Source organism: Rossellomorea sp. GAMAL-10_SWC (assembly GCF_049568075.1).
In the GTDB taxonomy this organism is placed as follows: domain Bacteria; phylum Bacillota; class Bacilli; order Bacillales; family Bacillaceae_G; genus Gottfriedia.
This window is the reverse complement of sequence record NZ_CP144911.1, coordinates 4,092,679-4,117,846: the sequence shown is the minus strand read 5'-3', so window position 1 is coordinate 4,117,846 and position 25,168 is coordinate 4,092,679. Positions and strand designations below refer to the sequence as shown.

Annotated in this window: 16 protein-coding genes, 3 rRNA genes and 2 riboswitches; of the genes, 14 read left to right on the top strand and 5 right to left on the bottom strand. The window is 36.5% G+C overall.

What is annotated here, in order from left to right:
- Positions 1–25 precede the first annotated feature (25 nt).
- Positions 26–697, bottom strand: a complete 672-nt coding sequence (locus V5E38_RS19855; RefSeq protein WP_499211265.1) for a CPBP family intramembrane glutamic endopeptidase — start codon at positions 695–697, stop codon at positions 26–28.
- Positions 698–971: 274 nt separating this feature from the next.
- Here V5E38_RS19855 and groES point away from each other — a divergent pair, with 274 nt between their 5' ends.
- Positions 972–1,256 carry a co-chaperone GroES gene (gene groES / locus V5E38_RS19850; RefSeq protein ID WP_025672094.1) on the top strand — a complete coding sequence of 95 codons (285 nt, stop codon included), beginning with the start codon at positions 972–974 and terminating at the stop codon, positions 1,254–1,256.
- 59 nt (positions 1,257–1,315) lie between these two features.
- Positions 1,316–2,941, top strand: a complete 1,626-nt coding sequence (groL, locus tag V5E38_RS19845; protein WP_069033993.1) for a chaperonin GroEL — start codon at positions 1,316–1,318, stop codon at positions 2,939–2,941.
- Positions 2,942–3,836: 895 nt separating this feature from the next.
- Here the strand turns inward: groL and V5E38_RS19840 are convergent.
- Entirely contained in the window at positions 3,837–4,688 is an 852-nt protein-coding gene (locus V5E38_RS19840; protein ID WP_499211264.1) for an ATP-dependent DNA ligase, read from the bottom strand.
- A gap of 231 nt (positions 4,689–4,919) precedes the next feature.
- Between V5E38_RS19840 and V5E38_RS19835 the strand changes: the two genes are divergently transcribed.
- Positions 4,920–5,321, top strand: a complete 402-nt coding sequence (locus V5E38_RS19835; RefSeq protein WP_499211263.1) for a hypothetical protein — start codon at positions 4,920–4,922, stop codon at positions 5,319–5,321.
- Between the two features lie 140 nt (positions 5,322–5,461).
- Positions 5,462–6,220: a peptidoglycan recognition protein family protein gene (locus V5E38_RS19830; RefSeq protein WP_499211262.1), complete on the top strand. Its 759-nt coding sequence runs from the start codon at positions 5,462–5,464 to the stop codon at positions 6,218–6,220.
- 60 nt (positions 6,221–6,280) lie between these two features.
- Here V5E38_RS19830 and V5E38_RS19825 read toward each other — a convergent pair whose 3' ends face one another.
- Both V5E38_RS19825 and V5E38_RS19820 read right to left on the bottom strand, forming a co-directional pair.
- Positions 6,281–6,601, bottom strand: a complete 321-nt coding sequence (locus V5E38_RS19825; protein ID WP_499211261.1) for a DMT family transporter — start codon at positions 6,599–6,601, stop codon at positions 6,281–6,283.
- A gap of 1 nt (position 6,602) precedes the next feature.
- Positions 6,603–6,950, bottom strand: a complete 348-nt coding sequence (locus tag V5E38_RS19820) for a DMT family transporter (RefSeq protein WP_499211260.1) — start codon at positions 6,948–6,950, stop codon at positions 6,603–6,605.
- Positions 6,951–7,140: 190 nt separating this feature from the next.
- Positions 7,141–7,243, top strand: a riboswitch (purine riboswitch).
- A 146-nt stretch (positions 7,244–7,389) separates the two neighbouring features.
- Here V5E38_RS19820 and guaA point away from each other — a divergent pair.
- From guaA to rrf, 9 genes are all read left to right on the top strand, one after another.
- Entirely contained in the window at positions 7,390–8,925 is a 1,536-nt protein-coding gene (gene guaA / locus V5E38_RS19815; protein ID WP_499211259.1) for a glutamine-hydrolyzing GMP synthase, read from the top strand.
- A 568-nt stretch (positions 8,926–9,493) separates the two neighbouring features.
- Positions 9,494–9,593: riboswitch (purine riboswitch) on the top strand.
- A gap of 169 nt (positions 9,594–9,762) precedes the next feature.
- Entirely contained in the window at positions 9,763–11,091 is a 1,329-nt protein-coding gene (locus V5E38_RS19810; protein ID WP_499213612.1) for an NCS2 family permease, read from the top strand.
- A gap of 111 nt (positions 11,092–11,202) precedes the next feature.
- A complete protein-coding gene (locus tag V5E38_RS19805) occupies positions 11,203–11,760 on the top strand; it encodes a glycerol-3-phosphate responsive antiterminator (protein WP_499211258.1) in 558 nt (185 codons plus the stop codon).
- Positions 11,761–12,070: 310 nt separating this feature from the next.
- Positions 12,071–12,895: an MIP/aquaporin family protein gene (locus V5E38_RS19800; protein WP_499211257.1), complete on the top strand. Its 825-nt coding sequence runs from the start codon at positions 12,071–12,073 to the stop codon at positions 12,893–12,895.
- Positions 12,896–12,913: 18 nt separating this feature from the next.
- A complete protein-coding gene (glpK, locus tag V5E38_RS19795; RefSeq protein WP_499211256.1) occupies positions 12,914–14,404 on the top strand; it encodes a glycerol kinase in 1,491 nt (496 codons plus the stop codon).
- 132 nt (positions 14,405–14,536) lie between these two features.
- A complete protein-coding gene (locus V5E38_RS19790) occupies positions 14,537–16,222 on the top strand; it encodes a glycerol-3-phosphate dehydrogenase/oxidase (protein ID WP_499211255.1) in 1,686 nt (561 codons plus the stop codon).
- A 350-nt stretch (positions 16,223–16,572) separates the two neighbouring features.
- Positions 16,573–18,122, top strand: a 16S ribosomal RNA gene (locus V5E38_RS19785).
- Positions 18,123–18,275: 153 nt separating this feature from the next.
- Positions 18,276–21,213 (top strand): 23S ribosomal RNA (locus V5E38_RS19780).
- A 57-nt stretch (positions 21,214–21,270) separates the two neighbouring features.
- Positions 21,271–21,386, top strand: a 5S ribosomal RNA gene (gene rrf / locus V5E38_RS19775).
- Together the 16S, 23S and 5S rRNA genes form the textbook arrangement of a ribosomal RNA operon.
- A gap of 770 nt (positions 21,387–22,156) precedes the next feature.
- Here rrf and V5E38_RS19770 read toward each other — a convergent pair.
- On the bottom strand, positions 22,157–22,594 hold the full coding sequence (locus V5E38_RS19770) for a hypothetical protein (protein WP_499211254.1): 438 nt from the start codon (positions 22,592–22,594) through the stop codon (positions 22,157–22,159).
- A gap of 661 nt (positions 22,595–23,255) precedes the next feature.
- On the opposite strand from V5E38_RS19770, the gene V5E38_RS19765 reads away from it, so the two are divergent.
- Positions 23,256–25,157 (top strand): endonuclease MutS2, encoded by a 1,902-nt coding sequence (locus tag V5E38_RS19765; protein WP_499211253.1) that lies wholly within the window; start codon positions 23,256–23,258, stop codon positions 25,155–25,157.
- Positions 25,158–25,168: the final 11 nt, after the last annotated feature.

Genomic DNA, 25,168 nt, shown 5'->3' with positions numbered 1-25,168 from the left:
CCAAAAAAATTGGGGGTTTTTGGTTTTAATGTAAATTGATCTGCTGAAAAACGACAAAAGAGTTCATTAACATATGTGTTAAGATTGGTACCATAATTGAGTTTGTTCGTTTATACAGATAACAAAATACAAAACCGATTAAAAAGTATGATAAAAAGAAGGGCATGTCTCCGTGCATAAGCGAAAAGATCGCTGAACTAATCCCAGCAGAAATAATAAATGGTAAACGATTATAAAGCCTTTTAAAAATAATTCGACGAAAAATAATCTCTTCTAAAATTGGTGCAACTAGACTTGGGATGATAATAAAAGCCGGGTTAAGCTTAGCGATGTTTATGATATTTTGAGTATTTTCTGAGCCCTTATGTAAATCAAATACATAAATTAAAATTAAATTACAAATGATTTGAGTTAACATTGTTATGAAATAACCTAAAATAACCCAATTTATTATTGTACGAAAATTAGTTTTTAGATTCTTTATTCCTTCATAAATGGGTTTATGTAATAAGATAAGTATAATAATTAATCCACTAACGAAACTAATACAACCCCATAATGCCACCGCTTCAAGAGAAGCTGTTTTCTGATCCACTCCAACGTATAAGTTACTATTTAATAAATAGGGCACCCCAAATACCGCTGAATATTGAAGAACGACATACGTTAATAAAATCCATAAATCTCTAGTTTTCAATACGATAGCTCCTTTGTGTTGATATTTTTCAGAACCCAAAGGTTTATAACAACACGTACATTATTTTACTCGTTTCTTTTGTTTCTTAAAAGAAATTTTCACTTTTTATTTTACTTTTGATTGTAAAGAAAAAAACTTATTAAATTTCGACAAGAAAAGTGCCTGCTTCGGGCTTGCAAAATTTTTTGATATTATTTAAACTAATAATTGTGTTAGCACTCAATATACATGAGTGCTAAAAAATAATGATTTGATTATTGAGGAGGTATTACACATGTTAAAGCCATTAGGTGATCGTGTTGTAATTGAGCTTGTTGAGTCTGAAGAAAAAACTGCTAGTGGTATCGTGTTACCAGGTAGTGCACAAGAAAAGCCACAAGAAGGCAAAGTTGTTGCAGTAGGTACTGGCCGAGTACTTGAAAATGGTGAGCGCGTAGCTTTAGAAGTATCTGTAGGTGACCGCATTATCTTCTCTAAATATTCAGGAACAGAAGTTAAGTACGGTGGCACTGAATACTTAGTACTTCGCGAAAACGATATACTTGCAATCATAGGTTAATAAAATAAAAATACTTAAATTAAAAAATAAATTTTTTATATTATAAGGAGGTCATTTTCATGGCAAAGGACATTAGATTTGGTGAAGAAGCACGTCGCGCAATGTTACGTGGTGTAGACGCTTTAGCTGATGCTGTTAAAGTAACTTTAGGACCAAAAGGACGTAACGTAGTTCTTGAGAAAAAATTCGGTTCTCCATTAATTACAAATGATGGTGTTACAATCGCAAAAGAGATCGAATTAGAAGATGCATTTGAAAATATGGGTGCAAAATTAGTTGCAGAAGTTGCTAGCAAAACAAATGATGTTGCTGGGGACGGTACAACAACTGCGACAGTTTTAGCTCAAGCTATGATTCGTGAAGGTCTTAAAAACGTAACTGCTGGTGCAAACCCAATGGGTATCCGTAAAGGGATCGAAAAAGCAGTTGCTGTAGCAATCGAGGAATTAAAAACTATCTCAAAACCAATTGAAGGTAAAGAGTCAATCGCACAAGTTGCTGCAATTTCTTCAGCGGATCCAGAAGTTGGACAATTAATTGCTGAAGCAATGGAGCGCGTTGGTAACGATGGAGTTATTACTCTTGAAGAATCAAAAGGTTTCACAACTGAGTTAGAAGTAGTAGAAGGTATGCAATTTGACCGTGGATACTCTTCTCCTTACATGGTTACAAATTCAGAGAAAATGGTTGCTGAATTAGAAAATCCATATATTTTAATCACAGATAAAAAAGTAACAAACATTCAAGAAATCTTACCAGTACTTGAGCAAGTTGTTCAACAAGGTAAGCCACTATTAATCATTGCTGAGGATGTTGAAGGTGAAGCACAAGCAACGATCATCGTAAATAAATTACGTGGTACGTTCAATGCAGTTACTGTTAAAGCTCCTGGCTTCGGTGACCGTCGTAAAGCAATGTTAGAAGATATCGCGATCTTAACTGGCGGTGAAGTGATTACAGAAGAATTAGGATTAGATCTTAAAACAACTAACATCACTCAATTGGGTCGTGCTTCAAAAGTTGTAGTAACAAAAGAAAACACTACAATCGTTGAGGGTGCTGGTGAAACTGAAGCAATCCAAAGACGTATCGGCGTAATCCGTGCTCAATTAGAAGAAACTACTTCTGAATTTGATCGCGAAAAATTACAAGAGCGTTTAGCTAAATTAGCTGGTGGTGTAGCAGTAATCAAAGTTGGTGCTGCAACTGAAACTGAATTAAAAGAGCGTAAATTACGTATTGAAGATGCATTAAACTCTACACGTGCTGCAGTTGAAGAAGGTATTGTAGCTGGTGGTGGTACTGCATTAATGAGCGTATATAATAAAGTAGCTGCAATCGAAGCAGAAGGTGACGTAGCAACAGGTATCAACATCGTATTACGTGCACTTGAAGCTCCAGTTCGTCAAATCGCTACAAATGCTGGTCTAGAAGGATCAGTAATTATTGAGAAATTAAAAAGTGCGGAAGTTGGCGTTGGTTTCAATGCAGCTAACGGACAATGGGTAAACATGATCGAAGAAGGGATCGTTGACCCAACTAAAGTTACACGTTCTGCACTTCAAAACGCAGCATCTGTTTCTGCTATGTTCTTAACAACTGAAGCAGTAGTAGCTGACATCCCTGAGAAAAATGCTCCAGCAATGCCTGATATGGGCGGCATGGGCATGGGCGGCATGATGTAATAAAGAAAAAACCCTTGAGCAATCAAGGGTTTTTTTTCGCATATAATTGCGAGATCTAAAAATATTGGTTGTTGTTCTTTTTCACCAAAGAAATCAACTCGGTTTTAACATGAAAAATTAGTATTTCTTTCATACTTTTTTCTATTAACAAATTTAATATTTTCTGAATATATTAAGAGAAGGACAAGCTATAAAGAAATGAGGGGATATGGATAGACGAAATTAAAGAATTACAGGAAAAAATAGCAGAAATTAAAGCACTTTTGGGAGTGGCAGAGAGTACTATTGTAAAGGTTGAACAAAAAATTGAGAGAATATAAGTAATACTAGTTGGACTGTACGTTTAATTATTGGAGCAATTTTATGGCAGTTATAAGAATCATCCTAAAAGGTGGCATATAAGAGTTTTATTACAAATCTTTATAAAAGACCGTATTAGACTTCATTTCACAGTAATATTGCTAGCAAATATAGTGAAATAAAGTAAAAACCTGGGACTTTTATAGTTTTATTATTTTTATGTTTCGATTATTTACTTTTGGAGTAGTCGATAATGAGAATAACTAACTGGTATTAGATTGAAGAAATTGAATTAAATAAGACTTAGGCTTTATTGACTATATATCGTTTAAATATGTATAGTAAATTTGATAAAAGCAGAAAACCTTTGATGCTTTTATTACGGTTATATTAAATAACTTTTTAAGGATGATTTAGATGAATTTTGGTTTATATAGAGGATGCCTTTTTGGTCTTTTATTTTCTATACCATTTTGGTTGATCATATTATGGCTTATATTTAGATAGAAAATAAGAAAACCCCTTCACATAAGTAAAAAGCTACTAACTTTCTACATAAAAGGGGAGTAGATCATTACTCTAAAAAAGTTATTTTTTAAACGATAAAGTCATGGAATATTGGTTCAATTAATTCTCCGCTATTTAATTGACCTCTATTTTTTATTACACATCGAACTAGCGGTTCTACATAAATATAATTTTTGTCTTCTCCAGTTTTTATATGCTTAGTTAGACTAAAGAAAGCTGTTTTTTGGCCAGTATTCATTCCAAACTCTACTATCCCTACATTTACATACTCACCATTTTTTAATTCCGAGATTAATAATCCCATTCCTTGTTTTTTATAGCCTGTTATATAGTAATTATTAAATCTCCAGTTAATAATCTTTAACCAATTTAGTGATCGATGTGCAGGTATATAAGTGGAATCTTTTGATTTAGCTACTATACCTTCAAGTCCAAGAGTTTTAATTTGCTCAAAAAACGTCTCACCTTCTGACTCGATATAAAAACTTTTTTTAATTGATTCTTGATCAACTAGGGTTTCTGAAAGGATTTTTTTTCGATAAGATAAAGGTTCTTTCATTAAGTTTTTATTTTTGAGACGTAAAATATCAAAAACGATATATGTTAATGGAAATTGTTTGCTTCCTTGTATTATTTTGTATTCTTGAATAAATCTTACTCGATTGGTTGCCGCTTCAAAATCCTCTCTGCCGTCATTATAACAAACTAAAACACCGTCTAAGTAACAATCATCTAAGTCGATATTTTCGAGTTCAGGGATTCTCTCCGTAATCTCGGTTCCATTTCGATTAAAAAGTTTATTCTTCCCATTTTGCCTTTCAAGCATCATTCGAACACCATTTGATTTTAATTCAAAATAATGTTGATCAGAGTCAAATGGTTTATCAGCATTTTGTAATAGCATTGGCTCAATAAACATTTTTCATTTCGCTATCATGATTGTTGCTTTTCAACATAATCAAGATTCCTTTCTTTTTCATTTGATATATATAAATAACATAAAATTTTTGTTTTCTTATATAGCAATAATTCACTCTATTTTTAGTCTTCCACTAGTTAATGTACTTTTATTTCAAATGTATTTCAAGTCATAACTCGTCTAATTTCACAATAAGATTAATTATCTTCTTATGAAAAGTGGTGTTATGAAATGGTGAGGAAAAATAATTTCAAAATTACGGAACCGATGTTGAACGAGTACTATGATTTGAGTCAAAAAAAGAAAGATATTGAAAATCAGTTAGAAGAATTACAAAAGATTTTTCATGGATACTTTGATCATCAAGTTGGAATGAATGAAAAAGGTGAACTAATTATTAATAATTTAAAACTTGAACGAATCATAAGAAAAAAAGAGAAATTTAATGAGGAGAAGACAATTCATAAATTAGAAGAACTAAACCTGTCTGATTTAATACAAATAGTAAGAAAACCAGATGGAGATAAAATTAAGTCTGCAATTAATTTGGGATTGTTAAAAGAGAAGGATTTGGATGGATGTATATCTGTTAATTCATCACAAGCAATTTATGTTAAACCGCTAAAAAAGTAATTAGTTTAAGTAAAAGGAACTTTCTGGAGAGTATCTAATACTCTCTTTTTTATATGTAACGAATTTTATCTTTCAGAATACTGTATTAGTATACATGTCCAAGTATTCGGACATGCCAATATTGAAAAGGAGTGCTAATTGTGGCAACTTGGAGAAATGATTTTATTTCGATGAACAAGTATACGAGGCCGTCAATAAAATTGAAAGAAGTTAGAAAAATTGTGCTGCATTGGACAGCCAATCCGGGGGCAAGTGCACAAAGTCACCAAAGGTATTTTAACGGTATAGCGATAAAAAATAAAACATATGCATCTGCTCATATTTTTGTTGATTCGAAAGAGGCAATTTGTATTATTCCGCTTGATGAAGTAGCTTATCATGCAAATGATCATTATGAAAGAAATAGTAATGGTGGTGTATATAGAGGGGTGGATGAACTCGCTCCGAACGCAAATAAGCTTTCAATCGGTGTTGAAATGTGTGTCGAAAAGGATGGTACGATTTCACAATATACATTAACACGTACGATCAGAGTAACTGCAGAATTGTGTAAGATGTTTAAATTAAATGCAAATGACATTGTAAGACATTATGACATAACACATAAGCCATGTCCAAAAACCTTTATAGACAACCCCGATCGATTTAACGAGTTTAAAGCACAAGTTGATGCGATCTTAAATCCCCCGGTAACTCAAACAGATTCAGTTCCATACCCTGGTATTTTAAAAGAAGGATCAAGAGGGGAATCTGTCAAAAAAGTTCAACAAAAACTTAAAATAACGGCAGATGGAATTTTTGGACCAGTTACTGAAAATGCAGTTAAAAAATTTCAAGCAAGTAATGGACTAGTTGTCGATGGAATTGTTGGAAAAAACACTTGGGGCAAGCTGTTTTAAAAGACAATATCACATAATCCCAAAGAAAAATCCCTATTTCTTTTTCAAATAGGGATTTATTTAATGAGGTGAGATGATTTTTAAACCAATAACAGAACCAATTACTAAGGTGATAAATAATAGTCTCTTCCGTTCACGTGATTCATTAAAGAACAACATGCCAATCAAAACAGAACCAGCGGCACCTATACCAGTCCAGATTGTATAACCTGTTCCGACGGGTATAACCTTTAAGGCTTTTGATAATAAGTAAAAACTAGTCCATCCAGATAGAATACACAAAATGGAATAGTTAAGTTTTTTAAAATTATTAGATAGCTTCATAAAAATGACAAAGCCAACTTCACCCAAACCTGCAATAAATAAAAATAACCAAGCCATTTTAAGCTGCATCTCCCTTTTCTGCTTTTTTATCACCTGAAGTTAATTTTAAGCCAATAATTCCAGATAATAATGTAATTACCAGAATAACTTTTAATATAGATGCTGATTCATTTAAAAATAACATTCCTATAATAACTGTCCCAGCGGCACCGATTCCTGTAAAAACTGCGTAGGCAGTACCTATTGGAATATCTCTTATTGCTTTTGAAAATAAATAAAAGCTGAACAAGATTCCAGCTATCGTTAAAATTGTTGGTAACAAATTTGTAAAACTTTCTGAGTATTTTAGTCCAAATGCCCAAGCAATTTCGGAAACTCCCGCTATAACTAAGTAAATCCAACTCATAAAAAATCTCCCCTTTATAGCAGACTAAATAAATGATTTTGTTCCGGTAAACTACCTACCGTTCGTTAGTTAAAAGATACACTATAATCTTATTCATGACAAGTTGTAACGTTTCCACAAAAATTTATTTTTTTTATGTATTGAAATACCTTGACCGAAAAAATATACATTGTTAGAATGAGACAATAATACAATATTCGTCATTATTCTTCATATATCCTCGACAATACGGGTCGAGAGTCTCTACCGGGGCGCCGTAACATGCCCTGACTATGAAGGCAGTCTGACTTTGTTTAATTTAAGTCTGATTTTCTGCCTTCTTATGCGTATTTTTCGTATGTAAAAAGAGGAGAAAGTCGGCTTTTTTTATTTTTTTTGGGAAAAATAGTATCAGTTTAACTGATACGTTAATTCAATATATATAGATGGGGTGACCGTTTTGCAACAACATGACACAATTGTAGTACTAGATTTTGGAAGTCAATATAACCAACTTATAGCACGCCGTATCCGTGAGTTTGGCGTTTATAGTGAATTACGTCCTCATACAATCACTGCAGAGGAAATTAAGCAAATGGGTGCTAAAGGGATCGTTTTCTCTGGTGGACCAAATAGCGTATATGGTGAAAATGCTTTTTTCTGTGATGAAGCAATTTTTGATTTAGAAATTCCAATCTTAGGTATTTGTTACGGAATGCAGTTAATGACGCAACATTTCGGTGGAACGGTAGCTAGAGCTGACCAACGTGAATACGGTAAAGCTGAATTAAATATTCAAAATCCGTCTGCCTTATTAAAAGACCTTCCTTCAGACCACGTAGTTTGGATGAGCCATGGTGATAAAGTAACCCAACAACCAGAAGGATTCATTGTAGATGCAACTAGTGCTTCTTGCCCAATCGCAGCAATGAGTAACGAAGCTAAAAAAATGTATGGTGTACAATTCCACCCAGAAGTTCGTCATTCTGAATATGGAAATGATCTATTAAAGAATTTCGTATTCAATATTTGTGAATGTGAAGCAAACTGGTCAATGAAAAACTACATTGAAGTTCAACTTGAAAATATTCGTAATACTGTTGGTGACAAAAAAGTACTTTGTGCACTTAGTGGTGGTGTTGATTCTTCAGTAGTAGCAGTATTAATTCACAAAGCAATTGGTGATCAATTAACATGTATCTTCGTTGACCATGGTTTATTACGTAAAGATGAAGCTGAAGGCGTTATGAAGACGTTTAGTGAAGGCTTCCACATGAACGTAATTAAAGTAGATGCTAGAGAGCGCTTCTTAGGTAAACTTGCTGGCGTTTCTGATCCAGAAGAAAAACGTAAAATTATCGGTAATGAATTCATCTATGTGTTTGATGATGAAGCAGCTAAATTAGAAGGTATGGATTTCTTAGCTCAAGGAACTCTATATACAGATATTATCGAGAGCGGTACGGCTACAGCTCAAACAATCAAATCACATCATAATGTTGGTGGATTACCTGAAGACATGCAATTCACGTTAATCGAGCCTTTAAATACATTATTTAAAGACGAAGTACGTGCAGTTGGAACTGAACTAGGAATTCCAGATGCAATCGTTTGGAGACAACCATTCCCAGGACCAGGTCTAGGAATTCGCGTATTAGGTGAAATTACTGATCAAAAACTTGAAATCGTTCGTGAATCAGATGCAATTTTACGTGAAGAAATTGCTTTAGCTGGTTTAGATAAAGAAATTTGGCAATATTTCACAGTATTACCTGACATCCGTAGTGTTGGTGTAATGGGTGACGAACGTACGTATGATTACACTGTAGGTATTCGTGCAGTTACGTCTATCGATGGAATGACTGCTGACTGGGCACGTATTGATTGGGATGTACTACAAAAAATCTCAACTCGTATAGTAAATGAAGTTAAACACGTAAACCGTATAGTTTATGATGTAACTAGTAAGCCACCTGCAACAATTGAGTGGGAATAATAATAAAAAGCCATAAACCCTTATTGGGTTCATGGCTTTTTTATTTTATCTTGAGATTTAACTGCAGCAATTAGCCGGACTTGTTATCGTATGCTGTGATAATTTTGGTTTATAATCGGTATTTTTAGTTGGGCAAGGTTAGTAAAGTGTGTTGAGGAGTATTAGGGAGTAAGAGAGCAATTCAATTATTAATATAAATTTACTGAAGATAATCGCAATAATTATTAGTAATTGCATCGTTATTATATAGGTTATTAAAAGTCGAAAAGGAAACAAAATAAGTATTATAAATAGTAAAACATTGCTAAATCTCTTCTTTAGTAAGTGATTATATCTTTTTTTTGTTGAAATTTGTCATTTATTGAACAATTTATAGTACAATAGTTATTAGAATTTACTGTTAATTAAACGTTTTATTTGACTAAAATGTGTTTTTCCAAATGATGAAGTCTAATTGAACAACTAAAATATGGTAAAAACGAACGAAAACGAATGTTTTATAAAAAAACGTTCGTTTTTTTGTTGACACTAGCCAAAACTGATTGTAATATAAAGAGGTAAATTAAATAAATTATTTGTCATAACTTGTCGTATAGGCTAGTAAATATGGACTAGCGTCTCTACCCGCCACCGTAAAATGGCGGACTACGAAGTAATGATTTCTGAAAGTTATTAACCTACTATTTTGCTATTATTCTACTATTCTTGGGTTAATATGTTCAGAATGAAACTGCTCGTGATAGGCGCTTTTACCATTGTGTAAAAGTGCCTTTTCTATTTAAACAATAGAGACCGACTTTTAAGACTAAAACTTAGGAGGATCACATGAAGGAACGTATCAGTAATTATTTTGAGTTCAACAAGTTAGGCACATCATATCGTCAAGAAACAATTGCTGGTTTAACTACATTCTTAGCAATGGCATATATTCTATTTGTAAATCCATCGATTTTATCATTATCAGATATAAAGGATTTCCCAGAAGCAATAAGAATGAATAAAGAGGCAATCTTTGTAGCTACATCTTTAGCTGCAGCATATGGATCGATTTTAATGGGTATTTATGCGAAATATCCAATTGCTTTAGCACCAGGTATGGGATTAAATGCATTCTTTGCTTTTAACGTAGTTCTTGGAATGGGTATTCCATGGCAAACGGCATTAGCTGGCGTATTTGTATCAGGTATCATTTTTATCATTCTTTCATTAACTGGTCTTCGTGAACAAATTATAAATGCAATTCCAATTGAATTAAAATTAGCAATTGGTAGCGGTATTGGATTCTTTATTACATTTGTTGGTTTAAAAAACTCAGGTATTATCGTAAGTAACCCTGCGACATTCGTATCACTTGGTAAATTAAATGAACCTGCTGTTTTATTAACGATTTTTGGTTTAGTTATTACTGTAGTGTTAATGGCTAGAAAAATAAAAGCCGGTGTATTTTTAGGAATGATCATCACTGCAATCGCAGGTATGATTTTTGGAATTATCGACTTACCATCTTCAGTTGTTGGCCCAGTACCAAGTATTGCTCCAACATTCGGTCAAGCAATTAAACATATTCCAGATGTTTTCTCTTCAGGTAAAATGTTTGCTGTAGTATTAACTTTCTTTATTGTAGATTTCTTTGATGCAACTGGAACATTAGTAGCTGTAGCTAACCAAGCTGGATTATTAAAAGAAAACAAGCTTGAAAGAGCTGGTAAAGCATTAATGGTTGATGCAACTGCTGTAGTAGTTGGTTCAACTTTAGGTACAAGTACTACTACTTCTTATATTGAGTCAACTGCTGGTGTAGCTGCTGGTGGACGTACTGGATTCTCAGCAGTAGTAACAGGTATTCTATTCTTATTAGCATTATTCTTCGCACCACTTTTAGGAGTAGTAACTGCAGCGGTAACTTCACCTGCTTTAATTGTAGTCGGAGTATTAATGGTTTCATCAATTGGACAAATTGATTGGAAAAAGTTCGAAATTGCTGTTCCAGCATTCTTTACAATTATTGCAATGCCATTAACTTATAGTATTGCAACTGGTATTGCAGTTGGTTTCATTTTCTATCCGATTTCGATGATTGCTGCTGGAAAAGCGAAAAAAATCCATCCAGTAATGTACGTATTGTTTGTAGTCTTCCTATTATTCTTAGCGTATTTCAGAGAGTAGATTTAAAAGTTAAAAAGAGTCTGTACAAAGAAAATTCTTTTATTGTACAGGCTTTTTCTTTTTTTTATATTGTGTACTATAAAAGTAAAAAATTCTATAGGGGTAATATTGATGGATTTTCATGAACAAAAGATTCTACCAGCGGTTAGAAAAATAAAGGATATAGAAAAATTATTAACTACTTCGTATAAATATATTGTTATTCTTGATATTCATATCGGTCAATTGAAAAGTGTAGTTTCTCTAGCTAAGCAACATGGAAAGAAAGTATTTTTACATGTCGACCTTATACATGGTTTACAAAGTGATGGGCATGCAGCGGAATTTCTTTGTCAAGAATACAAGCCAGATGGATTACTTTCTACAAAATCCAATGTTATTTTAAAGGCTAAGCAAAAAGGGGTTATTGCCATCCAACGGATCTTTTTGATTGATTCCGGAGCAATGGAAAAAAGTTTTTTGTTATTAGAAAAAACAAAGCCCGATTATATTGAAGTGTTACCAGGAGCGCTTACGAATGTTATTGGAGAGGTAAAAGAAAGAACTGGTATACCTATTTTAGCTGGTGGATTTATAAGAACTGTTGAAGATGTGGATGCAGCTTTAAATGCTGGTGCTACTGCAATTACAACATCGGATAAAGACTTATGGAAAAAATTCCTAAAATAATGGCAGAAATGTGAAAATTATTGTTGACACCGCTTTCATTTGAGGTTAGCATAAAAGACAAGTTAATAAACGTGACGGAGAAATGAAGAGATCCACAATTAATTGTTTCTATTTATTAATAGAAGCTGATTGATTGTGGGTCTTTTTGTTTTTAGGCTCAGTTAATAATTGGTATGCACTAATATCATACTCATTGTCTCAATACTTCTTTTCTATATTAACAGAGTTATTATTAAAAAGAATGGCCATTCGATTTATTTTCGCTCACGAGAAAACTTAATCTTAAATTGAATGTGGATGGAGTGAAATTATGTCAGCATTTTTAGGGGAATTAATTGGAACTGCTTTGCTAATTGTTTTAGGTGGAGGAGTTTGTGCAGGTGTAAGTTTAAAAAAATCATTTGCTAAGGATTCAGGTTGGATTGTAATAACTCTAGGGTGGGGTCTAGCAGTTGCAATATCTGTTTATGCAGTAGGAAGTATTAGTGGAGCGCATTTAAATCCAGCTGTTACTTTAGCATTAGCTTTTAAAGGCTCATTTCCATGGAGTCAAGTACCCGAATACATTGCAGCACAAATGATTGGTGCGATAATCGGAGCAGCAATTGTTTATTTACATTACCTACCTCATTGGAAAGAAACAGAAGATCCAGGAACAAAATTAGGTGTATTTGCAACGGGTCCTGCTATACCTAATACATTTGCAAATCTTTTAAGCGAATTGATTGGAACGTTCATCTTAGTGTTTGGTATTTTAGCAATTGGTTCAAATAAATTTGCAGATGGTTTAAATCCTTTTATCGTAGGTTTCTTAATTGTTAGCATTGGTTTATCATTAGGCGGAACGACTGGTTATGCAATTAATCCAGCTCGTGACTTAGGACCTCGCATTGCACACTTTTTATTACCTATTACTGGTAAAGGGGGTTCAAATTGGAAATACGCATGGATTCCAGTTGTTGGGCCAGCATTAGGAGGATCACTTGCAGGATTATTCTATCAAATTATTTTTGAAGGTAAGCATAACTCTGCAATTATTTATGTAGGAATTGTAACAGTTGGTATTTTGATAGTTTCTTATTTAACAAGTAAAAAGAGTCAAAGTCATACAAATAATAGAAAAGTAGTAGCTTAATGAGGAGATGGGACGATTATGAATAAATACATTCTTTCTTTAGATCAAGGTACAACAAGTTCTCGTGCAATTCTATTTAATAAAAATGGCAAAATAGTCCATGTTGCACAAAAAGAATTTACACAGCATTTTCCAAAGCCAGGGTGGGTTGAGCATAATGCGCAAGAAATTTGGGGATCAATTTTAGCTGTCATTGCTACTTGTTTAAGTGAAGCAGATGTAAAACCTGAGCAAATTGCAGGTATAGGTATTACAAATCAACGCGAAACAACCGTTGTGTGGGACAAAACAACTGGAAAACCAATCTATAATGCAATCGTGTGGCAATCACGTCAAACGAGTGAGATATGTGATGATCTAAAAGAGAAAGGCTATGGAGAGGTTGTTCGTGAAAAAACAGGTCTTTTAATTGATGCCTATTTCTCTGGAACAAAAGTTAAGTGGATTCTAGATAATGTAGAAGGTGCAAGAAAGAAAGCAGAACGTGATGAATTATTATTTGGAACGATTGATACTTGGCTTGTTTGGAAATTATCTGGAGGCAATGTACATGTTACGGATTATTCAAATGCATCACGTACATTAATGTATAACATTCATGAATTAAGTTGGGATGATGAGCTACTTGAAATGCTAACGGTACCAAAAAGTATGCTTCCAGAAGTACGATCTTCTTCTGAAGTATATGGTCATACTGTTGATTACCATTTCTTTGGTCAAAATGTACCTATTGCAGGGATAGCTGGTGACCAACAAGCTGCGTTATTTGGTCAAGCTTGCTTTGGCGAAGGAATGGCGAAAAATACTTATGGTACTGGTTGTTTTATGTTAATGAATACTGGTGAAAAAGCGGTAAAATCTAATCATGGCTTATTAACAACAATTGCATGGGGCCTAAATGGAAAAGTTGAATATGCTTTAGAAGGAAGTATTTTCGTAGCAGGTTCCGCTATTCAATGGTTACGTGATGGAATGCGCATGTTTAAAGATGCTAGTAATAGTGAGGAATATGCTACTAGAGTTGAATCTACAGATGGAGTTTATATTGTACCCGCATTTGTTGGTCTAGGTACTCCTTACTGGGATAGTGAAGTACGGGGAGCGGTTTTTGGATTAACTCGTGGAACAACGAAGGAACATTTTATTCGTGCAACACTGGAAGCATTAGCTTATCAAACCAAAGATGTATTATGTGCAATGGAAGCTGATTCGGGTATTGAACTAAAAACTTTACGTGTGGACGGTGGAGCAGTTAAGAATAATTTCTTAATGCAATTCCAAAGTGATCTATTAGATGTCCCAGTTGAACGTCCTGAAGTAAATGAAACAACAGCTTTAGGTGCAGCTTATTTAGCAGGCCTAGCTGTTGGTTATTGGGAAAATCAAGAAACAATCTCAAAACAATGGAACATGGATAAGAGATTTAAACCGGAAATGCAAGATGATAAAAGAGAAGAACTATACAGTGGTTGGAAAAAAGCAATCGAAGCAACAAAAGCTTTCAAATAACATAGTATAGTGTTAAAATAGAAACAAGTTAATATTTCGGTAGGAGATTTAGAGAGACCACAACATGCTATAGAAGAATTTCTATAGTGATGTTTGTGGTCTCTTTTTTTCGTATTTAAAGGAGGAAAAGCCATGAAATTTTCAGGTGCATTACGAAAAGATGTCTTAAAAACAGTAAATAAAAGAGAATTAGATGTAATCGTTATCGGTGGAGGTATAACTGGAGCTGGTATTGCCTTAGATGCTAGTACACGTGGTTTATCAACAATTGTATTTGAAATGCAAGACTTTGCAGCAGGTACATCTAGTCGTTCAACTAAACTTGTACATGGCGGATTACGATACTTAAAACAATTAGAAGTAAAAATGGTAGCAGAAGTTGGGAAAGAACGTGCAATTGTTTACGAAAATGGTCCCCACGTAACAACTCCAGAATGGATGTTATTACCTTTCCATAAAGGTGGTACATTTGGTGCATTTAGTACATCAATAGGATTAAGGATTTATGATTTCCTAGCTGGTGTAAAAAGAAATGAACGCAGAAAAATGTTTAATCGTAAACAAACGATCGAAAAAGAGCCACTTGTAAAACAAGAAGGGTTGAAAGGTGGCGGATACTATGTAGAGTACCGCACAGATGATGCTCGTCTAACAATTGAGGTAATGAAAGAAGCAATCTTTCATGGGGCTAAAGCAGTGAACTATGCTAAAGTAGATGGTTTCTTATATAAAGATGGTAAAGTATGCGGTGTAATTGTCCTTGATTTATTGGATGGTGAAGTGTATGAAGTATACGGTAAAAAAATTGTAAATGCAGCGGGGCCGTGGGTTGACTCACTACGTGAAATGGATCAATCAAAGAGAGGTAAGGTATTACAGCTATCCAAAGGTGTTCACTTAGTTATTGATCATAGCCGTTTCCCGCTCGGTCAAGCAATCTATTTTGATACGCCAGACGGACGTATGGTATTTGCGATTCCTCGAGATGGAAAGACATATGTTGGTACAACAGATACATTTTATAAAGAAGATGCTGCGAAACCACAAATGACTAATGAAGACTGTAACTATATTATCAATGCAATCAACTACATGTTTCCAACAATAAATATCTCGAAAAAGGATATAGAATCAAGTTGGGCAGGGGTACGTCCGTTAATATATGAAGAAGGGAAAAGTGCATCCGAAATTTCACGCAAAGATGAAATTTGGACTTCAAATTCTGGCTTAATAACAATTGCTGGTGGAAAGTTAACGGGGTATCGAAAAATGGCCGAAACGGTAATCGACTATGTAACTGGATTACTAAAAAAGGAAGGATACAATTCTAACTATATAAAAAGTAAGACAAAACATATGCCTATCTCTGGTGGACATGTAGGTGGAGCATCACAATTTTCTAAATATATTTCTGAAAAAACCAAAGAAGGAATCAAGTATGGTTTGTCAGAAAATCTAGCAGAACGTTTTACAAAATTTTATGGTTCCAATGTTGACACATTATTTCAGTTAGCAAGTCAATACAGAGTGGTGGCTAATCAATATAATTTACCTATAGATGTCTTCTTACCGCTTTTATATGCAATAGACTTTGAGATGGTTGTAAAACCAGTCGACTTTTTTATACGTCGTACTGGTGCATTGTTCTTCAATATTCATTGGGTATATGAATGGAAAGACTCAGTTATTGAATTTATGTCAATAAAGCTAGAGTGGAGTAAGGAACAAAAAGCAAAATACACTACAGAGTTAGATCGAGCATTAGTAGAAGCAGTAAAACCAATTGGAAAATTAAAGAAGAATGCAACGTTAGCATAAGAATCAAAGGATGCTTCATAAAGAAGCATCCTAGATATATTAAAGTGAATACAGTCACTATTGTTAATAAAGGGGTCTGTTAAATGGAAGATTCTGAATAATAGTTCTTTTATTTTAGTATTGTAATTAATCTAAATAGCTGATATATTATTCTATGTTGTCCCAAACGAGGGAAAACAAACGAAATAAAAATCAAAAAACATTTAAAAAGTTGTTGACTAAAACAAGCTTTAAATGTTATGATTTAAAAGTCGCTTCTGAAGCGGAAAAGTGAACTTTGAAAACTAAACAAAACATGAAGTAAACGTCAATTATTAGTTTTTTGAGCAATACAAGATTTAAACTTAACTTTTATGGAGAGTTTGATCCTGGCTCAGGACGAACGCTGGCGGCGTGCCTAATACATGCAAGTCGAGCGGACTAATGGGAGCTTGCTCCCGTTAGTTAGCGGCGGACGGGTGAGTAACACGTGGGCAACCTACCTGTAAGACTGGGATAACTTCGGGAAACCGGAGCTAATACCGGATGATATAAAGGAACTCCTGTTCCTTTATTGAAAGATGGCTTCGGCTATCACTTACAGATGGGCCTGCGGCGCATTAGCTAGTTGGTGAGGTAACGGCTCACCAAGGCGACGATGCGTAGCCGACCTGAGAGGGTGATCGGCCACACTGGGACTGAGACACGGCCCAGACTCCTACGGGAGGCAGCAGTAGGGAATCTTCCGCAATGGACGAAAGTCTGACGGAGCAACGCCGCGTGAGCGATGAAGGCCTTCGGGTCGTAAAGCTCTGTTGTTAGGGAAGAATAAGTGCTAGTTGAATAAGCTGGCACCTTGACGGTACCTAACCAGAAAGCCACGGCTAACTACGTGCCAGCAGCCGCGGTAATACGTAGGTGGCAAGCGTTGTCCGGAATTATTGGGCGTAAAGCGCGCGCAGGCGGTTTCTTAAGTCTGATGTGAAAGCCCCCGGCTCAACCGGGGAGGGTCATTGGAAACTGGGAAACTTGAGTGCAGAAGAGGAAAGTGGAATTCCAAGTGTAGCGGTGAAATGCGTAGAGATTTGGAGGAACACCAGTGGCGAAGGCGACTTTCTGGTCTGTAACTGACGCTGAGGCGCGAAAGCGTGGGGAGCAAACAGGATTAGATACCCTGGTAGTCCACGCTGTAAACGATGAGTGCTAAGTGTTAGAGGGTTTCCGCCCTTTAGTGCTGAAGTTAACGCATTAAGCACTCCGCCTGGGGAGTACGGTCGCAAGACTGAAACTCAAAGGAATTGACGGGGGCCCGCACAAGTGGTGGAGCATGTGGTTTAATTCGAAGCAACGCGAAGAACCTTACCAGGTCTTGACATCCTCTGACAACCCTAGAGATAGGGCTTTCCCTTCGGGGACAGAGTGACAGGTGGTGCATGGTTGTCGTCAGCTCGTGTCGTGAGATGTTGGGTTAAGTCCCGCAACGAGCGCAACCCTTGATCTTAGTTGCCAGCATTTAGTTGGGCACTCTAAGGTGACTGCCGGTGACAAACCGGAGGAAGGTGGGGATGACGTCAAATCATCATGCCCCTTATGACCTGGGCTACACACGTGCTACAATGGATAGTACAAAGGGTTGCAAGACCGCGAGGTGGAGCTAATCCCATAAAACTATTCTCAGTTCGGATTGTAGGCTGCAACTCGCCTACATGAAGCCGGAATCACTAGTAATCGCGGATCAGCATGCCGCGGTGAATACGTTCCCGGGCCTTGTACACACCGCCCGTCACACCACGAGAGTTTGTAACACCCGAAGTCGGTGGGGTAACCTTTTAGGGGCCAGCCGCCTAAGGTGGGACAGATGATTGGGGTGAAGTCGTAACAAGGTAGCCGTATCGGAAGGTGCGGCTGGATCACCTCCTTTCTATGGAGACATCATGAACCGATGGTTCATGTATGAAAATGTTTCTTCATTGTTTTGTTTAGTTTTGAGAGTTCACTCTCAACTTTGTACCTTGAAAACTAGATAATGTCATTCATTAAACTGCGTAAGTTTAATTCAATTAGTTTTAAAATTAGTTAAGTTAGAAAGGGCGCACGGTGGATGCCTTGGCACTAGGAGTCGATGAAGGACGGGACTAACACCGATATGCTTCGGGGAGCTGTAAGTAAGCTTTGATCCGGAGATTTCCGAATGGGGAAACCCACTACTCGTAATGGAGTAGTATCTTTACCTGAATACATAGGGTACTGAGGACAGACCCAGGGAACTGAAACATCTAAGTACCTGGAGGAATAGAAAGCAATAGCGATTTCCTGAGTAGCGGCGAGCGAAACGGAAGATAGCCCAAACCAAGAGGCTTGCCTCTTGGGGTTGTAGGACACTCTATACGGAGTTACAAAGGAACGGGGTAAATGAAGCGACCTGGAAAGGTCCGTCAAAGAAGGTAAAAACCCTGTAGTTGAAACCTCGTTCCCTCTTGAGTGGATCCTGAGTACGGCGGAACACGTGAAATTCCGTCGGAATCTGGGAGGACCATCTCCCAAGGCTAAATACTACCTAGTGACCGATAGTGAACCAGTACCGTGAGGGAAAGGTGAAAAGCACCCCGGAAGGGGAGTGAAAGAGAACCTGAAACCGTGTGCTTACAAATAGTCAGAGCTCGTTAACGAGTGATGGCGTGCCTTTTGTAGAATGAACCGGCGAGTTACGATCCCGTGCAAGGTTAAGTTGAAGAGACGGAGCCGCAGCGAAAGCGAGTCTGAATAGGGCGATATAGTACGTGGTCGTAGACCCGAAACCGAGTGATCTACCCATGTCCAGGATGAAGTTCAGGTAACACTGAATGGAGGTCCGAACCCACGCACGTTGAAAAGTGCGGGGATGAGGTGTGGGTAGCGGAGAAATTCCAATCGAACTCGGAGATAGCTGGTTCTCCCCGAAATAGCTTTAGGGCTAGCCTTATGTGTTAGAGTCTTGGAGGTAGAGCACTGATTGGACTAGGGGCCCCCAACGGGTTACCGAATTCAGTCAAACTCCGAATGCCAATGACTTATCCATAGGAGTCAGACTACGAGTGATAAGATCCGTGGTCAAGAGGGAAACAGCCCAGACCGCCAGCTAAGGTCCCAAAGTATACGTTAAGTGGAAAAGGATGTGGAGTTGCTTAGACAACCAGGATGTTGGCTTAGAAGCAGCCACCATTTAAAGAGTGCGTAATAGCTCACTGGTCGAGTGACTCTGCGCCGAAAATGTAACGGGGCTAAACGTATCACCGAAGCTGCGGATTGATACCGTATGGTATCAGTGGTAGGGGAGCGTTCTAAGGGCGTTGAAGCTAGATCGTAAGGACTGGTGGAGCGCTTAGAAGTGAGAATGCCGGTATGAGTAGCGAAAGACGGGTGAGAATCCCGTCCACCGTATGCCTAAGGTTTCCTGGGGAAGGCTCGTCCTCCCAGGGTTAGTCAGGACCTAAGCCGAGGCCGACAGGCGTAGGCGATGGACAACAGGTTGATATTCCTGTACCACCTCATTTCCGTTTGAGCAATGGAGGGACGCAGAAAGATAGGGTAAGCGCGCTGCTGGATATGCGCGTCCAAGCAATTAGGCTGATGTGTAGGCAAATCCGCACATCATAAGGCTGAGTTGTGATGGCGAGGGAAATATAGTACCGAAGTTCCTGATTCTACGCTGCCAAGAAAAGCTTCTAGCGAGGAAATAGGTGCCTGTACCGCAAACCGACACAGGTAGGCGAGGAGAGAATCCTAAGGTGAGCGAGAGAACTATGGTTAAGGAACTCGGCAAAATGACCCCGTAACTTCGGGAGAAGGGGTGCTCTTTTGGGTGTATGCCCGGGAGAGCCGCAGTGAAAAGGCCCAAGCGACTGTTTAGCAAAAACACAGGTCTCTGCGAAGCCGCAAGGCGAAGTATAGGGGCTGACGCCTGCCCGGTGCTGGAAGGTTAAGAGGAGGGGTTATCCCTTACGGGAGAAGCTCTGAATTGAAGCCCCAGTAAACGGCGGCCGTAACTATAACGGTCCTAAGGTAGCGAAATTCCTTGTCGGGTAAGTTCCGACCCGCACGAAAGGCGTAACGATTTGGGCACTGTCTCAACCATAGACTCGGTGAAATTATAGTACCTGTGAAGATGCAGGTTACCCGCGACAGGACGGAAAGACCCCGTGGAGCTTTACTGCAGCTTGATATTGAATTTTGGTACAGCTTGTACAGGATAGGTAGGAGCCTGAGAAGCCGGAGCGCTAGCTTCGGTGGAGGCGTCGGTGGGATACTACCCTGGCTGTATTGAAATTCTAACCTAGAGCCGTGATCCGGCTCGGAGACAGTGTCAGGTGGGCAGTTTGACTGGGGCGGTCGCCTCCTAAAGAGTAACGGAGGCGCCCAAAGGTTCCCTCAGAATGGTTGGAAATCATTCGAAGAGTGTAAAGGCATAAGGGAGCTTGACTGCGAGACCTACAAGTCGAGCAGGGACGAAAGTCGGGCTTAGTGATCCGGTGGTTCCGCATGGAAGGGCCATCGCTCAACGGATAAAAGCTACCCCGGGGATAACAGGCTTATCTCCCCCAAGAGTCCACATCGACGGGGAGGTTTGGCACCTCGATGTCGGCTCATCGCATCCTGGGGCTGTAGTCGGTCCCAAGGGTTGGGCTGTTCGCCCATTAAAGCGGTACGCGAGCTGGGTTCAGAACGTCGTGAGACAGTTCGGTCCCTATCCGTCGTGGGCGCAGGAAATTTGAGAGGAGCTGTCCTTAGTACGAGAGGACCGGGATGGACACACCGCTGGTGTACCAGTTGTTCTGCCAAGAGCATGGCTGGGTAGCTATGTGTGGAAGGGATAAGTGCTGAAAGCATCTAAGCATGAAGCCCCCCTCAAGATGAGATTTCCCATAGCGTTAAGCTAGTAAGACCCCTGAGAGACGATCAGGTTGATAGGTCAGAGGTGGAAGCGTGGTGACACGTGGAGCTGACTGATACTAATCGGTCGAGGACTTAACTAACAAGTTTGATGATGACATTATCTAGTTTTGAGGGTACGAAGTACAACTCAATACAAATCAGGTGATTATGGCAAAGAGGTCACACCCGTTCCCATACCGAACACGGCAGTTAAGCTCTTTTGCGTCGATGGTAGTTGGGGGTTTCCCCCTGTGAGAGTAGAACGTCGCCTGGTTTGCCAAAGTATCAGCTAATTAGCTGGTGCTTTTTTTATTTTGAATCGGTTTATTGTTGATATTTAACAAACATAAAGGACTGTCAATTTTTGTTCTTTTAAATTCTTTGTACAAAATTTGATTACCAAGTACTGAAGAACCTAAATCTAGTTATTCAGAATTATCAATAATCGTAGGAATTGTATCGGTTTGTTTAAAAACATAGGTTTCCTTATCAATTTTTATTTTAAAAGTGCTTCCTTTTTTATCATAAATGATTTTCAAGTTATGAAACTTAGAACTGTTAATGACATACGTCGTATCTGTTTTCTGTGTATAAGTTCCTTTATCTGTCTCAGATTGATTATAATAATAAAATGAATGATGGTCCTCTTCATCAAATACTATTGTTGCAAATGGAAGTTTTTTGCTGTGGTAAGTTCCTAGTAAAGTTGACTCATATAAATTTTGTATTTTTGGGACGTTTGTAGCTAAAATAATGAATACTAAAGCTAATAATAGAATAATGCCTTTATCAACCTACTTTTTCTTTTGGACTTCAGTCATTAAGATCTACACTCCTTCCCTAATTTAAAAATATTTAAATAAAAGAAGAACTATTCTAAATAAAAATCAGTTCAATACCGAGTTATTTTATTTATGCATTATACTTAGTATTTAGCTCATTGATTTATTAATTCTTGTTGAATAACTAAAACAAATACAAAAAACGAATTGCTTATAACAGTTCGTTTTCTGTAACGATCACATGCTTTAGTACTTTTAGAGGTTAAGTACTTGGTTTATCCAATTTTTTTAAAATAATGGTACTTATAGTATCTTTCCAGTAAATTTCATAATTTATCTCCTTTTCCTTATCAATAAACTCACATCCACCGCACTCTCTTTTCTTACCATGAAATTCACCAGATTGATTTAATAAAAATGTCTCCCCTCCGATCGTTCCGTGATTATAGCTAATCAAATAGTGTGAGTTTGACTTAATTAAATCTTTATCATATTTTCCTTTATATTTTAAAGTTGTTTGATATAAGATATCAGTTCCGACCAAAGTCATTTCGTGTAAAATTTCCCAGTTATTATCGGCTCCTTTAAAACTAACAGACTTTGTCCTAAATAAATGATTTGCAATTTCTCCGTGTACTGTAGTAACTGAGTTAAATAAGAACAATAAACTGAAAGTGAGATGAGCTATTGTATTTTTCATTTTAAATCTCCAGTTTTTATATTTAATATTCAATTAAATGATGTGTTTTTATACGATGATTAATTCTTATTAAACTAAATTTCTATTTGCTACAAATTTGGAATGGTCATTTATTACTTTTTTCAATTGACTTACAGTGAATCTAAAACTTAAAAAAGAGTATTTACCTGAAGGGGAAAAAGTTGTAGAAAATTTATATAAATCACATATAGTAAATAGAGCATCTTTACTTTTCAATTTACACATAGTATGATGATTTCAATAAGTTAGTTTTCAATGAACATAATAATAAATGAGGTGCATTTTGTGAGTGCGGTAGGTTCTAAATAGGAAAAAATTAAATGAAATAAATAGGATGAAAAAAAGGGGAATTTGTAGAATTCGTACCCTTAATTTTGTCATGTATTTATTTCAAACCTATGAAGATACCTACAATACTTTATAATGCGTGTAATGAATTTAGTTTGGCTATTCTGTAATAGCTTATTTAACTATATTTCAATTATAATTGCCTTGTAATGTGATTAAAGCTGCGGTATCTCCGCAGCTTTTTTTATATTTTTTCGGGTAAATCTTAATTCTATAATAATCTCATTGGAATCTAACGGGTAGGTATCTCCATTTATGATCGATAAAATCATATGAAAGAGGAGAATAAAAGTTGAATAATATAACATTTGAAAAATTACAATATAACGAGTTAAAAGAAATTGTAAAAACTTATTGTGTAAGTGGATTAGGTAAAAAACTGATAAATCAATTAGAACCTAGTAGCAATATAAAAGTAGTTAAAAATAGATTAAATGAGACAACTGAAGCTCGGGCAATATTAGATGTAGAAGGACATGTGCCATTTTTAGGTGTTTCTAACATTGAAAATCTTATTCAAGATCTTGAAAAGGGCATGATACTAGATCCGAGTGACTTAATCAGTGTTTCGGACTTTTTAAGAGGATGTAGAAGAATTAAAAAGTTTATGCAAGATAACCTATTTTTTGCTCCAATTCTCGCTTCATACGCAAACTCAATGAGTGAATTTATAACTATTGAAGATGAGATTAACTTCTCAATTAAAGGAAACAGCGTTGATTCTGCGGCAAGTAAGGACCTTAAACGAATACGAAATAATATTGAATCAGTTGAAGAGAAAATTAAAGATCGTTTAAATAAGTTTTTAAGTAGTAGTGCTAATAAAATGTATATTCAAGACTTTTTTATAAGTAAGAAAGATGACCGATATACAATACCAATTAAAGCTTCCTTTAAGAAGCAAGTTCCTGGATCGATTATTGAAGTTTCTTCTAAAGGGGCAACAGTCTTTATTGAACCGAATACAGTAACTAAATTAAACAGTGAGTTAGCAAGCCTGAAGGCTGAAGAGGCAATGGAAGAATATCAAATTTTAGCTACTCTTTCAGGAATGATTTTAGAAAACATTTATGAAATAAATATAAATATGGAGTTAATTAGTCAATATGATATGGTGTTTGCTAAAGCTAAATTTAGCAAACATATTGGTGGAGTTGAGCCGAAATTAAATGACTTTGGATATATAAAGTTAGTTAATTGCAAACATCCACTATTAACAGGTAATGTTGTTCCTCTTAATTTTGAGATAGGAGAGAGTTATCGTAGTTTAATCATTACTGGACCTAATGCGGGTGGGAAGACAGTCGTTCTGAAAACAATTGGTTTACTAACTTTAGCAACAATGTCAGGTTTCCATATTATTGGAGACACGGGGACTGAAATTGCTGTATTTGAAAAGATTTTTGTTGATATTGGTGACAATCAAAGTTTAGAGAATGCACTAAGCACATTCTCATCACATATGAAAAACCTTTCCGATATTATGAGTGTTTCTAATAATAATACACTTTTACTATTCGATGAAATCGGAAGTGGTACGGAACCGAATGAAGGATCTGCACTAGCAATTTCTATATTAGAAGAATTTTACCTCATGGGATGTATTACAGTTGCAACTACCCATTATGGTGAAATTAAACGTTTTTCAGAAATGCATAGTGACTTTATGAATGCAGCAATGCGATTTAATAGCGAAACACTAGAACCAATGTATAAGTTAATTATTGGGAAATCAGGAGAAAGTAATGCTCTATGGATTTCTAAGAAAATGAATATTCGCGAAAATGTACTTCTAAGAGCGAAGGGATATATGGAAAATAAAGAATATCAATTAGAAAAAGTAAATGAAAGTGCAATAAGGAGACCAAAGATTGTCAAATTGAGATCTGAAGAAAAGGTTAACTATCGAAAAGGTGATCGAGTAAAATTATTAGACTATGATAACTTTGGAATTGTCTATAAAGAAATCGATAATTTCTACAATCTCATTGTTTTTTACAATGGCGAATTTTTGGAAGTGAATGAAAAACGAGTAACTTTAGAAGTAAAGGCAGCTGAACTTTATCCAGAAGGATATGACTTAGATACATTATTTTTTGATTATGCGACAAGGAAATTACAGCACGATATTGATCGAGGTTCGAAAAAGGCACTACGAAAGATTCAAAAAGGAATGAGAAGTAACGGGAAGTGATATTACGGCTA